Annotated in this window: 16 protein-coding genes; 4 read left to right on the plus strand and 12 right to left on the minus strand. The window is 62.0% G+C overall.

Annotated features, from left to right (window positions below):
* Positions 1-23 precede the first annotated feature (23 nt).
* Together AC1MEQ_RS08480 and AC1MEQ_RS08485 are read right to left on the minus strand one after the other, a co-directional pair.
* Positions 24-839, minus strand: a complete 816-nt coding sequence (locus AC1MEQ_RS08480; RefSeq protein WP_479795709.1) for a citryl-CoA lyase — start codon at positions 837-839, stop codon at positions 24-26.
* A gap of 42 nt (positions 840-881) precedes the next feature.
* Positions 882-2057 (minus strand): acyl-CoA dehydrogenase family protein, encoded by a 1176-nt coding sequence (locus AC1MEQ_RS08485; RefSeq protein WP_479795711.1) that lies wholly within the window; start codon positions 2055-2057, stop codon positions 882-884.
* 264 nt (positions 2058-2321) lie between these two features.
* On the opposite strand from AC1MEQ_RS08485, the gene AC1MEQ_RS08490 reads away from it, so the two are divergent.
* From AC1MEQ_RS08490 to AC1MEQ_RS08505, 4 genes are read left to right on the plus strand one after another with little or no spacing between them, the layout of a single operon-like run.
* Complete coding sequence (locus tag AC1MEQ_RS08490; RefSeq protein ID WP_479795713.1) at positions 2322-2894, plus strand: MaoC family dehydratase; 573 nt, start codon at positions 2322-2324, stop codon at positions 2892-2894.
* Positions 2891-3736 (plus strand): HpcH/HpaI aldolase/citrate lyase family protein, encoded by an 846-nt coding sequence (locus AC1MEQ_RS08495; protein ID WP_479795715.1) that lies wholly within the window; start codon positions 2891-2893, stop codon positions 3734-3736. Before AC1MEQ_RS08490 ends, AC1MEQ_RS08495 begins: the two co-directional genes overlap by 4 nt.
* A complete protein-coding gene (locus AC1MEQ_RS08500) occupies positions 3733-4875 on the plus strand; it encodes a CaiB/BaiF CoA transferase family protein (protein ID WP_479795717.1) in 1143 nt (380 codons plus the stop codon). The genes AC1MEQ_RS08495 and AC1MEQ_RS08500 overlap by 4 nt, the downstream gene beginning before the upstream one ends.
* Positions 4872-6266, plus strand: coding sequence for an MmgE/PrpD family protein (locus AC1MEQ_RS08505; RefSeq protein ID WP_479795719.1), 1395 nt, complete (start codon positions 4872-4874; stop codon positions 6264-6266). Before AC1MEQ_RS08500 ends, AC1MEQ_RS08505 begins: the two co-directional genes overlap by 4 nt.
* Before the next feature lie 103 nt (positions 6267-6369).
* On the opposite strand, the gene fabG is transcribed toward AC1MEQ_RS08505, so the two are convergent.
* The 10 genes from fabG to AC1MEQ_RS08555 all read right to left on the minus strand — a co-directional run bounded on the left by fabG (position 6370) and on the right by AC1MEQ_RS08555 (position 15109).
* Positions 6370-7113, minus strand: coding sequence for a 3-oxoacyl-ACP reductase FabG (fabG, locus tag AC1MEQ_RS08510; protein WP_479795721.1), 744 nt, complete (start codon positions 7111-7113; stop codon positions 6370-6372).
* 77 nt (positions 7114-7190) lie between these two features.
* The gene (locus AC1MEQ_RS08515) at positions 7191-7985 is read right to left on the minus strand and encodes an enoyl-CoA hydratase/isomerase family protein (protein ID WP_479795723.1); all 795 of its coding nucleotides are present in this window, start codon (positions 7983-7985) and stop codon (positions 7191-7193) included.
* Between the two features lies 1 nt (position 7986).
* A complete protein-coding gene (locus tag AC1MEQ_RS08520) occupies positions 7987-8439 on the minus strand; it encodes a MaoC family dehydratase (protein WP_479795725.1) in 453 nt (150 codons plus the stop codon).
* Position 8440: 1 nt separating this feature from the next.
* Positions 8441-8935, minus strand: a complete 495-nt coding sequence (locus AC1MEQ_RS08525) for a MaoC/PaaZ C-terminal domain-containing protein (RefSeq protein ID WP_479795726.1) — start codon at positions 8933-8935, stop codon at positions 8441-8443.
* A complete protein-coding gene (locus AC1MEQ_RS08530) occupies positions 8928-10016 on the minus strand; it encodes an alcohol dehydrogenase catalytic domain-containing protein (RefSeq protein ID WP_479795728.1) in 1089 nt (362 codons plus the stop codon). The genes AC1MEQ_RS08525 and AC1MEQ_RS08530 overlap by 8 nt, the downstream gene beginning before the upstream one ends.
* A 41-nt stretch (positions 10017-10057) precedes the next feature.
* Positions 10058-11788: an AMP-binding protein gene (locus tag AC1MEQ_RS08535; protein ID WP_479795730.1), complete on the minus strand. Its 1731-nt coding sequence runs from the start codon at positions 11786-11788 to the stop codon at positions 10058-10060.
* On the minus strand, positions 11788-12537 hold the full coding sequence (locus AC1MEQ_RS08540; RefSeq protein ID WP_479795731.1) for an ABC transporter ATP-binding protein: 750 nt from the start codon (positions 12535-12537) through the stop codon (positions 11788-11790). The genes AC1MEQ_RS08535 and AC1MEQ_RS08540 overlap by 1 nt, the downstream gene beginning before the upstream one ends.
* Entirely contained in the window at positions 12515-13270 is a 756-nt protein-coding gene (locus AC1MEQ_RS08545) for an ABC transporter ATP-binding protein (protein WP_479795733.1), read from the minus strand. The genes AC1MEQ_RS08540 and AC1MEQ_RS08545 overlap by 23 nt, the downstream gene beginning before the upstream one ends.
* The gene (locus AC1MEQ_RS08550; protein ID WP_479795735.1) at positions 13260-14213 is read right to left on the minus strand and encodes a branched-chain amino acid ABC transporter permease; all 954 of its coding nucleotides are present in this window, start codon (positions 14211-14213) and stop codon (positions 13260-13262) included. Before AC1MEQ_RS08550 ends, AC1MEQ_RS08545 begins: the two co-directional genes overlap by 11 nt.
* Positions 14210-15109 carry a branched-chain amino acid ABC transporter permease gene (locus AC1MEQ_RS08555; protein WP_479795737.1) on the minus strand — a complete coding sequence of 300 codons (900 nt, stop codon included), beginning with the start codon at positions 15107-15109 and terminating at the stop codon, positions 14210-14212. The genes AC1MEQ_RS08550 and AC1MEQ_RS08555 overlap by 4 nt, the downstream gene beginning before the upstream one ends.
* Positions 15110-15129: the final 20 nt, after the last annotated feature.

Genomic DNA, 15129 nt, shown 5'->3' on the forward strand with positions numbered 1-15129 from the left:
CAGGAGGCGGCCTTGCTGCGCGATCAGGCTTCCGAGCTGGCCTCGTCCTCGGCCCGGTACCAAATGCTCTTCGAAATCGGTTGGCGCTGTTCCTCCAGAAGGTGGCCCACGAGTCCGATGGCCCGTGCCATGACGCCAAGGCCGCGCGAAACCTCAGCCGGTACGCCCAAGGTCGATGCCAGCGCGCCGATGGCTCCGGTCGCGTTGACGGGCAGGACCTTGCCACTGCGCTCAGACGCCAACCGGGAGAGTGCCTCCATCAACCGCGTTGGGGAGTCGTCGAACCCCAATTCCCGGCCCAATTCGAAGAGACGCTGCGCCCGTGGATCCACCGGCTTATGCACGGGGTGCCCCAGGCCGGGGATGGGCTTCTTCTCGGCGGCGTGCTCGGCCACGATGCCACTCGCCAGGTCTTCGATCTCTGCGTCGGTCAAGCGAGTAGTGCCCTCAGCGTCATGCAGTCCAGCCGCCGGGAGATGCTGTTGGCAAATCCTGGCTGAACCCTCGATCGTTCCAACGAATGTATTGCCGAGGCCCAGTATTCCGGCCGCCACGGCACCCTGGATGGATTCGGGCGCACCGAGGTAGGTCATTCGGGCCGCTATGGCGCTCGGTGTCACTCCATGCTCAACGAGCGTGACCACCAGCGCATTGAAGAGCACTGATTCGCGCTGATCCGGCAATCGGCGGAAGATCTCGAGGTAGGCGAAATCCCCGAGGTTTACGGTTCCAAGCATGCCGATGAGGTCCTGGCCGAAGACGGTTACGGAGTCCGTGCCCGACCGGGCGATCTCCGAAACGATAGGTGAGGTAGCGCGTGCGTTCTGGGTTTCTGTCATTCCTGCCTCCTGTTTGGACTGCATACTTTTGACGCTTGGCTCCTAGTAGGAACGCGGCAGGCCTAAAACCTTGCTTGCGATAAATGTCTTGACGAGGTTGTTGTTTACGGGGGCAACTTGGAACATGCGAGTTTCGCGGAACTTGCGCTCGACGTCGTACTCATCGACGAATCCGAACCCACCGTAGGTGTTCATGCATGCGTTGGCGGACTCCCATGAAGCATCGGCCGCGAGGTGCTTGGCCATGTTTGCCTCCGCCCCGCACGGCTTGCCTTCATCGAAAAGCCGAACCGCGACGTCGCGCATCAGCTCGGCGGCCCGGACGTGCATGTACCCATCGACGATGGGGAACTGAACACCTTGGTTGACGCCGATTGGACGGCCGAACACTACGCGCTCATTGGCATAGGAGGTGGCCTTCTCGGCGAACCAGTAGCCATCGCCAATGGCCTCCGAAGCCAGCAGGATGCGCTCGGCATTCCAGCCATCGATAACATAGCGAAAGCCTTGGCCGACCTCGCCAATGACAGATTCCTTCGGAACCCGCAGGCCGCGATACCAGATTTGGTTCGTCGCGTAGTTGAACATGGTGCGAACCTTCTCCACGTGCACGGTTTCGGGCTGGTGCCCACGCACTTCACGGAGATCAACGAGGAAAAGTGTCATGCCGGTGGTCTTGTCCGCGCCTTTGTCCTCGGTCCTCGCCAGCACCAGGAGAAGGTCGGACTCGTCAATCCGGCTCGTCCATGTCTTATGACCCGTAATGACATAGTCGTCACCGTCGGCCTCAGCCCTCGTCACGATGCTCGTGGTATCCGACCCCGCATCCTCCGTGATGGAGAAGGCCTGGAGTCGAAGCTCTCCCGTGGCGATGGCCGGCAGGTACCGCTGCTTCTGGTCCTCGCTACCGTGTCGCAGCAGCGCACCCATGGTGTACATCTGTGCATGGCACGCTGCAGAGTGGCCGCCGGAGCGATTGATCTCCTCCATGATGGCAGCTCCAACTGCTAGCCCCTCTCCACCTCCGCCATACTGGGTTGGGATGAGAGTCGCCAGCAAGCCGGAGTCCGTCAAGGCCTCGACGAATGCGGTTGGATACGCCCGCGCCTGGTCCAGTTCCCGCCAGTACTCGCCCGGATACCCTGCGCAAATCGCGCGCGTCCGCTCCCGGTAGTAGTCAACTTTCGACGTCACGTCCGGTTCCTTAAGTTCAGTCATCGTTTCCCCTATGGACTCTCTGTAGTCAATGCCACAGGCACCCGCTGAACGATACTGCGGGACCCTTCAATTAGTCTTTCCCCAAAGGTACATAATATATTTTATGCTAACAAGAGCCTGAGTTGATTATTTTGAAGAAATGATCGTTGACTTAGCCGACAATTGCTGGAAAATTGGAGTCACTGCAAAATATATTAGGGTTTGAGGCAGATTCGACTCCTCGGATGTCGGCCAGCTCCCACCCCGCGATCACAGGAGAGTTCATTGCAGACGAATTTGCCCCCGGGCGGCGAGCGCCCGTTGGAACGTGGCGAGGTCGCGGGCTGGAACGGCCGCTTCTACGAGGACTTCGAGGTGGGTGATATCTACTACCACCCGGCCGGCAAGACGGTAACCACCACGGATAACCAGTGGTTCACCCTGCTGACGCAGAACACATCCAAAACGCACGTCGATTCCAACTACGCGTTGCAAACCGAGCACGGGGTGCCTCTGGTCGTCTCCACATACACGCTCGCACTGGTCACGGGGCAATCCACCACCGACCTGTCAATGAATGTCTTCGCGAACTTGGGGTGGGACAAGGTCCGCATGCCCAAGCCCGTATTCGAGGGTGACACGATCTACTCCCGCTCCAAGATCCTCGCCAAAAGGGACTCAAAATCACGGCCTAGTGTCGGTATAGTCACTGCCGCCACGGAGGGATACAACCAGGACGGTGTGGTGGTCCTTTCCTATGAGCGCACGTTCATGGTTTACCGCCAAGGGCACGGTCCCCAGTTGGGCTCTGCGCGTCCGGATGAATCATCCCTGCCGCCGGTCAAAGACATCCGATGACTGCCGTGGGGATCGTCGCGTCGGCACGTAGCGCCCTCTTCGTCCCCGGTGACCGGCCGGGACGGATTGCAAAAGCAGCTGCGTCGGGGGCCGACATCGTCATCATCGACTTGGAGGACGCCGTAGCGGCCGGTGCCAAAACCACGGCTCGAGACGCCGCGGTTGAGGCGCTCGCCGCTGGAACGTCGGCACTGGTCCGTGTCAACGCCCCCGGGACACCGGAGTTTGACGACGACCTTGCCGCTCTCACCGCCACGGGCGCTCCCAGTGCTCTTCTGGGTCTCGTGGTCCCCAAGGTCGAAGATGCCGCCCTGCTGCGGGACGTCGCATCCGCCTTGGGGCCCGGGCGCGCGCTGGTGGCCCTCATCGAGTCAGCCGGCGGAGTGCGTGACATCGACTCCATCATCGCGGAGCCCCTGTGCACGCGGCTAGCTTTCGGTGCCATCGATTTCTCCCTGGACTGCCGCAGCGCGCTCGATCCGGCAGTACTCGCCCCAGTCCGTTCACGCCTTGTCGTCGCATCACGCGCGGCCGGGCTTTCCGCGCCGCTGGATACGCCCTCTACCGACTTCCGCGATGCCGCTGCCATTGAAGCCGATGCCCGGCTCGGCCGTTCGTTCGGCTTCGGAGGCAAACTGTGCATCCACCCATTCCAGATCGGGCCGGTCCATAGGGCTTTCACACCCACGGCGGAGGAAATCGCCTGGGCACGGCGCATCGTGAGCGTCAACGATGCCTCACATGGCGCTGCAGCACAATTGGACGGACAAATGGTGGACGCTCCAGTAGTCGCGCAGGCCGAGGCCATTCTCTTGAATTCCGATGAAAGGCATACAGCATGAAGAACCTCCCGCTCGCAGGTCTTACCATCGTCTCCCTCGAGCAGGCGGTGGCGGCACCTTTCGCCTCGCGCCAGCTGGCGGACCTCGGTGCCCGGGTGATTAAAATCGAACGCGACACCGGGGATTTCGCTCGAGGTTATGACGAGAAGGTCAACGGTCTAGCCAGCTACTTCGTGTGGCTGAACCGAGGCAAGGAGTCCGTTGTCTTGGACCTGAAATCGGACGACGGCATCAACGCGCTGAAGGCATTGATTGCCGATGCGGACGTTCTCATCCAGAATCTGGCTCCCGGAGCAGCTGAGCGCATGGGAGTTGGCGCGGACGACGCATTGGACCTTAATCCGCGTCTGATCCACGTTTCCATCTCCGGCTACGGAACTGGCGGCGACTATGAAAAAAAGAAGGCCTACGATCTGTTGGTCCAGTGCGAAGCAGGGCTGCTCTCGGTCACGGGAACCGAGGAGGCCCCCGCCAAGGTCGGCGTCTCCGTCGCCGACATCGCCGCAGGCATGTATGCCTATACGGGGGTACTCACGGCGCTGATCAATCGCGGCATTACCGGCAAGGGCGACGTCATCGAAGTTTCCATGCTGGAAGCCCTCGGCGAATGGATGATGCAGCCATACCTGTACGCGCAATACGGCGGAACGCAGCAGCCCCGCAGTGGTGCCCAACACGCGACGATCGCGCCCTATGGTCCGTTCCGCGCCAGCGACGGAACCGTATTTCTCGCCATCCAGAACGAACGCGAGTGGCTAAAGTTCTGCTCCGAAGTCCTGCAGGACGAGCGTGTTGGCGCCGATCCACGGTTCGCCACCAACGCGCTCCGCGTTCAACACCGCGAACAGCTGCATACGGATATCAACCGGGTTCTCGCGGCGCTCTCCGCGGAGGAAATCCTGGTCCGACTCGACGGAGCCGGCATTGCCAACGCCCGCTTGCGGAACATGGAGGAGTTCTCTGCACACCCGCAGCTGGAACAGCGCGGCCGCTGGATGGATGTGGACACGGTGTCAGGTGCCGTGCGCTCCCTCGTTCCGCCGGTAACTAGCCGCAACATCGGGTTCCGCATGGACCCCGTGCCCGCTATCGGCCAACACACAGCAGAAGTACTGGCCCAACTACAGGAGACCCGATGAAAGACATCAGCTTCGCCCGCCAACTAGCCCGCCACGCAAGCACTCAGCAGCACGCGCCGACCCCTGAGGTCTCCGAATGGATGCGCCTGCTCCTGCTGGACTACCTCGCCATCACCACCGGCGGCGTGGACCGGGACTCTGCCGTGGCAGTACGCGCATCTGTCCGCCTCTCCCCCACCCCCACTGACGACCGGCCCGCTTTGGTTCATGGCACCGGTACCTACGCTTCCGTTCAGGATGCGGCTCTGCTCAACGGCGTCACGGCCCACGGCCTGGAGCTTGACGACACGTTCGAGGAAGCCTCCCTGCACCCCGCCGTCGTCGTTTTCCCGGCACTACTCGCCGTGGCCGATGAGGAAGGCAGTTCAGCGGAAGCCGTCTTGCACGCAGCGACCGTCGGCTACGACGTCATGTGCGGCGTTGGAGTGTTGCTCGGCGCGGCCGAGAGCTACGGACGAGGGTTCCACCCGACCGGTGTCGCAGGAGCGATCGGTGCCGCCGCAGCTGTCGCCACCCTCCTGCAGCTGACCGAAGACCAATCCACACACGCAGTCGCGCTCTCCGCGAACCTCGCAACCGGCAGCTTGGAATTCCTGTCTGACGGTTCGTGGACAAAACGTCTGAACGCCGGCCACGCCGCGGCCAGCGGCATCCGCGCCGCCCGGTTGGCGGAGGCCGGTTTCACCGCCCCGGAGAGAGCGATTGAAGGCCGCGATGGTTTCCTCAACCAGTACGGCCAAGGCCTGGCCACGGGACGCGCGCTGAAATTGGAATACGGCAAGGCGGCCCTGGACACGAGCATCAAGTTCTACCCTTGCTGCCGCTACATGCACGGCAACATCGATCTGCTGCGCGATATTCATCGGGAGCACCCGGACCTGTGCCTCGAGGAGATCGAAACCATCGAGACCGCTGTGCTCAAGGCCGGGGCAACGCTGGTTTCGGAACCACCGGAGCGCAAGCTGATCGTCAACACCCCGGTGGACGCCCAGTTCAACATGCCGTTCGGTGCCGCCGTTGCCCTGGCAACCGGCGAGGCCACTGTGGCCCAGTTCGAAGATGCCCCTCGCGTCGCGAAGGAACTGGACGGTTGGCTGCGCAAGGTCGTCTGCTACACAAGCGATCGCCTCGAGGCCGCGTTCCCGGCCAGCTGGCGGGCGGAGGTACGCGTCAACCTCACGGACGGCACCATCATCGAACGCAGCGAGGACGCTTTTCGTGGTTCGCCGACGGACCGCGCCACACGGGATCAGCTCGTGGACAAGGCAAGTGGCCTCGTCGGGGCCGAAGCCGCGCGCGCCCTGGACTACTCCATTGCCGCGCTCGATGGATCCAAGCCACTGATGGGCCAGTTGGCCTACCCGTCCCTGGCTACTTCAGCGGCCAACTAGCACGGCGGCAACGAGAAGGCTCCTTGGCGGGGGCCTTCTCGTTGCAGGGGAAAGGCGGATGGACCGGACATTGCGTCCGGTCCATCCGCCTTTCGCCCCACGGTCAGATGTGGCGTCCTCCCGCGATTTCCAACACGGTACCGCTCATGTAGCTGGACATGTCGCTGGCTAGGAAAAGCACGACGGAGGCGACTTCCCCCGGCTCCCCGACACGACCCATGGGCACTTCCGCCAGTTTTTTGGCCATGACGTCTTCGCGCAGGGAGTCCGTCATCGGGGTGCGTATGATGCCGGGCTGGATGGCGTTGACCCGCACGTTGGCGAAACCCACTTCCTTGGCCGCCGCCTTGGTCAGGCCCACGATGCCGGCTTTGGCGGCGCTGTAGTTGGTTTGCCCAAGCATGCCGACCTTGCCGGAGATGGATGAGACGTTAATGATGGAGCCACCGCTGTCCTGTTCGCGCATGCGCAACGAGGCGGCGCGCGTGCCGAGCCAGCAACCCTTCAGATGCACGTCGATGACCTGGTCGAATTCGGACTCCGTCATCTTCCGCATGGTCGCGTCGCGGGTGATGCCCGCGTTGTTGACCATGATGTCCAGCGAGCCGAACCGGTCCTTGGCAGCGGAACACAATGCATCCACGTCATCGGCGGACGTCACGTTGCACGGCACGCCGACCGCCCGGTCACCCACATCCAGTCGCTTCGCGGCCTCGGCCACTCCATCGGCGTTCAAATCGCCAAGGGCCACGTTCGCGCCCTCGCGAACAAAGGCTTCGGCGATGGCGTATCCCAGTCCCTGTGCACCGCCGGTGATGACGGCGGTGCGCCCTTCCAAAAGTCCCATTTTCTCCTCTTCCCTTGTCCGTTGGCGCGTGCTGGACGGGCGTCCGTCACGCAGTGTTTGACCGGTTTCCCGGAATTCTAAGTGGCAGCCTGCCCGGCCTCTGGGCGGGCGGTGAAGATCGGTTCACGTCGCTCGAAGAAGGCTGCTTTCCCCTCGGCGAACTCCTCAGAGTAATAGCGCTCCACCTGGGCGGTTGCTTCCGTGTCGAGTGCGCGCGCGAGCTCGGTGAAACCGCGCGCGTAGTAGGCCTTGATGCCGGCGACCGATCCGGGTGCGCGCCGGGCCAAGTCGGCGGCAACTGCCAGCGCGGCTTCCAGTGCCCTGCCCCTCGGCGCCGTCCGATCGGCCAGGCCGAAGGTCAGCGCCGTCTCCGCAGGCACCGGTTCGGCCAGGAGGAAAATCCGCCGTGCAATGGCCTCGCCGGTTCGCCGGGCGACGGTGGCGAGCGCTCCCCCGTCGGGCATCAGGCCCAGCCGGGCGAAGGGAAACAGGAACTTTGATCCCTCGGCGGCCACGACGACGTCGCACGCGGCAACCAGCCCGGCCGACACACCAGCAACGGGCCCCTCTACCGCGGCTATTACCGGGAGGGGAAGGCCTGCTATGAGTTCAACGAGCAGGCGTACTCGTTGCAGACGCTCCACGGCGTCCTCAGGGGACGCCGGCGGCATGCTCCCCAAGTCACCGCCGGAGCTGAATGCTCCGTCGGCGCCGGCCAGGATCAGCGCCCCGACTGATGCGTCGGTGGACGCGGACTGGACCGCCGCAATGAGTTCCTCGCGCATTTCCGCCGAGAGGGGGTTGCGGCGTTCGGGGTCATTCAGCGTCAACACCAGCACGTCGCCGTGCCGGGCAGATAAAACCAGCGCCATCCTAAAGCACCATCAAGCGAAGTTGTTCGGCCACGACCGCGGGACGTTCGGACCCCTTCACTTCCAGTGTGTGGCTGACCGTGGCTTGGATTCCAGAAGTGACGTCGGCCAGACCCAGGAGGTGAACGCGGTTGCGAACTAGCGACCCAACAGGGACGGGCGCCGGGAAGCGTACCCTGTTCAGCCCGTAGTTGACGGTGGCACTGATTCCCTCGACCGTGTAGACGCTGGCGGCTAGATCGGACAGCAGTGACAGAGACAGATAGCCGTGGGCAATCGTCGTTTTGTAAGGCCCCGAAGCGGCTCGAGCCGGGTCCGTATGGATCCATTGGTGGTCGCCGGTGGCCTCGGCGAAGAGGTCTATCCGGTGCTGGTCGACCTCCAGCCAATCGCTGGCCCCCATGTCACGGCCTACCCATTCTCGGAGTCCCGCGGTTCCGGTGATCGTCAGCATCTCATTTGTTCCCTTCAGTGGTGCTGCGCACGCGGACAAGCATGCCGATGTCGCCGTATTGCACGGCCTTACCATGTTGGTTTTCCAGCGTGAAGCGTCGACCCACGACGCCCGCGTCGCCCTTCGATGTCCGCCGCACCGAGGTGATGTCCATGCGGCACACCAACGTGTCCCCAATCGCAATGGGAAGCGCGAATTTCCAGTCCTCAATGTTCAGCATGGCAATGGCTGAGGTTCGAAACCAGCCGGCTTGGTCCATCAATCCGGTGACGACCGCGAGGCCAAATACCCCGTGCACCAGCCGCTCCCCGTATGCCGTGGTCTTGGCGAACTCGGCATCCGAGTGAATGGGGTTCCAGTCCCCCGAGAGCATAGAAAACATGGTGAGGTCGGCTTCAGTAATGGTCCGCCCCTGGGAACGAAACGACTGGCCCTCGGCGAGGTCCTCCAGATACAGCCCATCCGCGGGCGGTACGGACGTCATGTTCTCAGGCACCGGCCACCTCCAAGACGACGCGGCCAGATGTGCCATCGGTTTCCATCGTGCGGTGGAGTTCGGCCGCCTGGGACAGCGGGATGAGCTCGGATACCACCGGGACCACTTTCCCGCTGGCGATGAGGTCCAGAACCTGCCCCATTTCGTCGGTGGTACAGGACTTGGTACCGATCAGACTGATCTCCTTGAGAATCAGATAGGCCGGCGGGATGCTGGCCTTCTTGCCCTGCACGTTTCCAAGCACGACGACGGTACCGCCCGGGCGAACGGCGTGCAGGGACTCGTTGAGTGTCGGTTCGCCGACGACTTCGAGGACCACGTGTGCCTGATGCCCCAGCGTCTTCTTCAGCTCCTTGGCGAATTTTCGTTCCGGGTTGACGATGACCTGATCAGCGCCTGCCGCACGTGCGCTTTCAGCCCCGCGTTCATTGGAGACAACACCGACGGCGACTGCGCCAATGGCCTTGGCGATCTGGATCGCGTGGCTGCCCACGCCGCCGCCTGCGCCGGTGACGACGACGGTCTGCCCGGCGACGAGCTTCCCACGGCCAATCAGGGCATGGTAGGCCGTACCCAAGGTGCAGGTAAGGATGGCGGCTTCCGGGAGGCCCACGGAGTCCGGGACGGCAACGGCCGTGCGCTGGCGCACAGCCACGTAATCTGCGTAGCCACCGTCGTAGTCCTCGCCGAGGAACTTTGGGGTCTGCTCGAGGCAGAGGGCGTCGCGGCCGCTGGCGCAATTTTCGCACTCGCCACAGCCGACGAAAATCATGGTCATGACGCGGTCCCCTACGCCGAATCCGGTAGCGCCTTCGCCTACCGCTGCGACGGTCCCGCTGACCTGATGGCCGAGGACCACCGGCAGCTGTGCCCGGGGGAATGCGCCGGAGCGCGTGAGGAGATCATGCCTGCAAACGCCGCAGTATGCCACTTTGATCAGCAACTCGCCGGGCCCGGGAACCGGGATGGGGATTCTGGTTTGCTTCAGCACGTCGGGGCGGCCGAACTCCTCAATGCGCATCACGTTCATCATCTCGGTACTCACGCCTGGTGTCCCTTCGTCTGTGGTGGTGCTGCCCATGGCGGGTACTGTCCCGTATGGGCCATGCCGTTGTTCCCGCTTCACCGGCTGGTGGTCTGCGCTTCCGTGCGCTGGGCTTCGAGTGCCTCGGCTGCCAATGCGCGAAGGGCCTTTTTGTCCACTTTGTCGCCATTTGCCCCGGCTATCACCGGGAAACTGTCAGTGAACAGCACGCGTTTGGGCGTCTTGAATGCAGCTAACCGGCTCGAGCAGGCTTTCAAGACGGCACCTTCGTCAGCCTCCCAGGTCTTCTCCCTCTTTGGACTCGGCGCGGTGACGAAAGCCACGGGGACGAGTCCGCGGGCGGTTTCCACCGCCACATACTGGGCCTGGTCGACCTGCGGCAGTTTCTCCAGGAACTCTTCGACTTCGCGGGGGTTCACAAGGAAGCCGGCGATGCGAAGCGCGTCACCGAGCCGAGACTGGTAGACGACGTCCCTCTCGGAGAGCAGGTAGCCCAAGTCCCCCGTGGCGAAAAAGCCGTCGCTGTCTGTCTCCACCGGTTCCACCGTGCCATCTCGCAGTAGGCCGATCGAAACGTTGGCGCCCTTGACGTGAATTTCACCTTGCTCACCAATCCCTGCGACACGGCCTTCGGCGGTGTGGATTCTCACCTCGATATCATCCGAGATGGGCTCGCCGCCGCCGAGGATCCAGCGATCGGCTCCGCTGCCAGCGGCGGGGTATGTCATGAGCGCGAGGATTTCGCTTGATCCGTACGTCTGGAAGAACTTCTTTCCCAAACGTTTGCCAGCCTCGATGATGTCCTGCGGGTTCCCGGCAGTGAAGTTTCCAAATGCGGCCTCGCGCCAGCACGCGTAGCGTTCCTCCTCGCCTGCCGGGATGGCGTCGAGCATCATCCTCAGCATGGTATCGGAGACTGCCATATGGGTGACGCCGTGGCGCCGGATGAGCTCGATGGCGTCTGACGCTGTGAATACTGGCTGGAGAACCACTGGCCGACCCGCAGCCAGTCCAGCGAGAAGGGTGTTGTAGCCGAATACACCACATAGCGGCAGTGCACCAAGAACCACGGCGTCATCCGCGTCGAAGCCGAAGCTCCGCGCACAGGAGTATGCGTGGAAAAGCAAACCTCCCTGGCTATGCAAAATCAACTTCGGGCGGCCTGTGCTGCCCGAGGATGTAAATGCCTGCACCGGGAGGGCGGGGTCGGTCGAACACGCTCCACGGACGGCGGACCCGGCAGTGGCACTTTCTCTCCCACCGGCCGCAGCTCCGGAAATAACCTCCGCGTAGGAGATTTGGCGCACGTTGACGGAGAGGGCTGTGGCCCGTTCGGGCGTCCGTGCCTCGTCGGTACCGGGAGATTCGTTGACGCAGACCACGGCGGAGAGACCGGCGAGCACGTCGGGGTCGACATCGCCCAGCATGCCAAGAAAGTCGATCCCTTTGAAGCCCGGTCGGGTAACAAGCACCTTCGCAGCCGATTCCCGCAGTAGGCCATCGACGTCGTATCCGCGCAATTTGGTGTTGACACCAAGAGCAACGGCGCCAAGCGCTGCGGCGGCGAATGCCGTCTCCACCCATTCGCGCATATTGGGCAACCACACCGCGATGACGTCGCCGCGCCCTACACCAAGCTCCGCAAATCCGCGGGTCAGCGCGTCCACGCGTCCGGCAAGCTCCGCGTAGTTCTGGGCGCCGTGCTCGTCTACCAGAGCCGTGGCTTGTGGCGTCCCTGACGCCCACTGTTCCAGCAGGCCAGCGTAGGTGAGAGTGTCTGCGGCCGCTCTCATCCCGTTCCAGTTCATTAGAGCAGCTCCCAGATTTCCTTGGCCTCCACCGTTGCGGTCGGCCGGTCCAGAGCAATGCGCCCACGGTTCACCACGGCCACACGGCCGGCAACACCGAGCGCCTTTTCAATGTTTTGCTCCACGAGAATAATGGTGATCCCATATTTCTCATTGATATCCTTGGCAACCTCCATGACGCGTTCCACGAGGTTGGGCTGGAGGCCCACTGACGGTTCGTCCAGCATCAAGAGCTTGGGATTCGACAGCAAGGCAATCGAGATTGCCACCATCTGCCGCTGGCCACCGGACATGGTCCCGACGAGCTGCGTCCGGCGGTCCACGAGGATCGGGAACATTTCAAAGATGGTCTCCAGGGTGAACCTTCCGTCCTCGGCACCCTCAACAAGCGAGAGGTTGTCCAGCACCGAAAGGTTTTCGAAGTATCCACGCTGCTGCGGCACCAGTCCGAGACCCCGCTTTTTGATTTGTGGCGTCGCCATTCCCGTTATGGACTTCCCGTCAAAGGAAATGCTTCCCTGACGGGGCTTGATCAAGCCCATGATCGTACGCGTGAGAGTGGATTTGCCTGCGCCATTATGCCCAAGCAATGCCAGGAAATCACCCTGGACGAGGCTCAGGTCGAGCCCCTGCAAGACGCTCTGGCCGCCCACCCGCGCATGTACGTCACGGATTTCCAGGAAACTATCCTCAGGTGTTTCGGCAGTGTCAATATGGACGTCTTCTTTAGGCTCCGAAGTAGACCTCACGGAGTTCCTCCTTTTCCATCAGCTCTGCGGGAGTGTCGACTGCGAGCACCTCGCCCGTGGCCAGGAACACTGCCTGGTCACAAAGTTCACGGACCAAGAGCATGTTGTGTTCAACCATGAGCACGGTCCGGCCGTCGTCCAGAAGACGACTCAGGACAGCGCGGAACTGGTCCAATGAGGATTCGTCGAGACCGGACGTCGGCTCGTCCAGAAGCAGTAGGTTTGCCTCCGTGGCAAGCAATCGGGCAATCGAGACAAGTTTCTGTTCCCCGTACGAAAGACTTGCTGCCGGTTCACGCCACAACTTCTCGTTGATACCGACAAATGCGAGAGCCTCCCGGGTGGTGGCCAGCGTTTCTCGTTCCCTCTTTCTGACGCCAAAAGGGGCGAAGAATACCTTAGCGAGGCTCTCGCCCGACTGTTTTTGAACACCGACCGCGACATTGTCCTCCACTGTGAGCCGCGGCAAAAGCCTGACATCCTGGAATGTCCGGGCAATGCCAGCCCGGACACGCTCTTGGGCGGAAATCTTGGTGATGTCCCGGCCGTTGAAGACAACGGTCCCAGAATCAGCCGGGAAGGTTCCCGTCACCATGTTGAAGACAGTGGTTTTACCGGCGCCGTTGGGGCCCACCAGCCCTGTGACCTTGTTTTCACCAACACTGAAGGTGGCGTCGCGGACGGCGTGCAGTCCGCCGAAGTGCTTATTGAGCCCAGCGATTTCAAGCAACATGGGTCAGATCCCCGCCTTGGTCCACGACGACTTCGTCGGTTGTTGGATTCTTGGTTTTTGCTCTCTTCCCCGTCATTGACGAGGTTCGTTCGCCAAACAGCCCCTGGGGTCTGAAGAACATCAGCACCACCAACAGCACACCGAAGAACACCTGTTGCATGGGTCCAGCGACGTCGGCCGGCATCTGCATCGTCCGCAGGGCCTCCGGAATGAGCAGAATGATTGCCGCCCCCACCAGCGTTCCCCAGACATTGTTCATCCCGCCGATGACAATCATGGTCACCAGGGTTACCGAAACATGCACCTCGAATGAGGCGGGACTGATGTACATCAGGAACTGCCCATAAAGCACGCCTGCGAACCCGGCGAAAGCAGCACTGATCATCACGACGGTGACCTTGGTGCTGGCAATCGGCTTGCCCATGGTCGCCGCAACGGTTTCATCGTCGCGGATCACGTGCATCATGCGTCCGTAGGGCGACCGGACTGCGATCCAGGTCAGCAGGGTGACCGCCAGAACGCCGACCAGGCAGATGATCATGAAGTCGATGTCCGTAACGAAGGACAACGGCCCAAATTCAGGCCTTAGAATGCCGGGGATACCGGCGGTTCCACCGGTAATTCCCGTCCAGTTCTCAAACAGGCTGGTGGCAATGATCTGTAGTGCGAAAGAAGCCACGAGGAAGTAGTCCCCGGAGACACGCAGCGACGGGATGGCCATGATGGCCCCGCCCAGTGCTGCAATCGCCATCGCGGCGATAACGGCGACCAGGACACTGACATCGGCTTTCACCGTGAGGAACGCGTAGGTATAGGCGCCAAGCCCGAAAAGCGCAGCGTGTGCCATGGAGAAGATCCCCAAATGCCCGGTCATGAGCCCCAACGACACCGAGAGGATACCAAAAATGGCGATCATGGTGATGAGTGAAACGATGAAACTCATGCGAGTTTGCTCCTTCCAGGAACCTTCAGTTTGAGAGCCTGCAAGCCTTCAGGACTAAGGGTCATGACGACGAGGAACGCCGCGAACACCGTGGCCAGCGTCCACTGTGAGCCCATGACCAGCAACAGAAGGTTCTGGAGGATACCGAGCCCCATGGCCGCGACGAATGCGCCGCGCATACTGCCGATGCCGCCAATGAAAACGGCCATGATGGAGATGATGAAGTACTGCTCCCCGAGTCCTGGCTGCATGCCCGTGTCCGCTGCAAGATGAATTCCTGCGATGCCGGCAAAGAGCGACCCAATGGCATATACCAAGACGAGAACGAGCATGGGACGCTGGCCGAAGACCTGGAAGAACTCCGGGTTTCCCGAATATGCCTTGATCAGTTTCCCGGCGCGAGTCTTCTCGAGAGCCGTCACGAGGCCGACGAACAACGCGACGTTGAGCACGATGATGGTGATCTGTCCCGCGGTCAGCGAAAACGGGCCAAAAGGCACCACTGTATGGAACCAGGCACCCAGAACCGGTTTCGCGGGGCGGGCCCCCAATCCAATGGTGAAGATGTTGTCAAAAACCGTCAGTACACCCAACGACACCAGGAAGAGGATGAAACCTTGGCCTCCGCGCTTATTCAGCGGAACGTAGATGAATCTGACGAGCAGGACGCCCAGCAGGACGGCGACGAGCAGGGCCAGCACAATGGCCAAGGCGGGGGGAAATCCCAACCCGTTGGTTAGCAGATATGTCACGTAGCCGGCCGTGGAAAGGACTGCGGCGTGCGCGATATGGAAGTGCCTGGTCGCACTGAAAATCAATGCGAATCCGACAGCGACCAGCGCATACAGCGACCCCGCGACTAAACCGTTGAGTAGCAGTTGGATAGTTAGGTTCATGGTTCCTCAGTTCAGGGAAA

The sequence above is a fragment of the Arthrobacter sp. ASL1 genome (assembly GCF_056680475.1).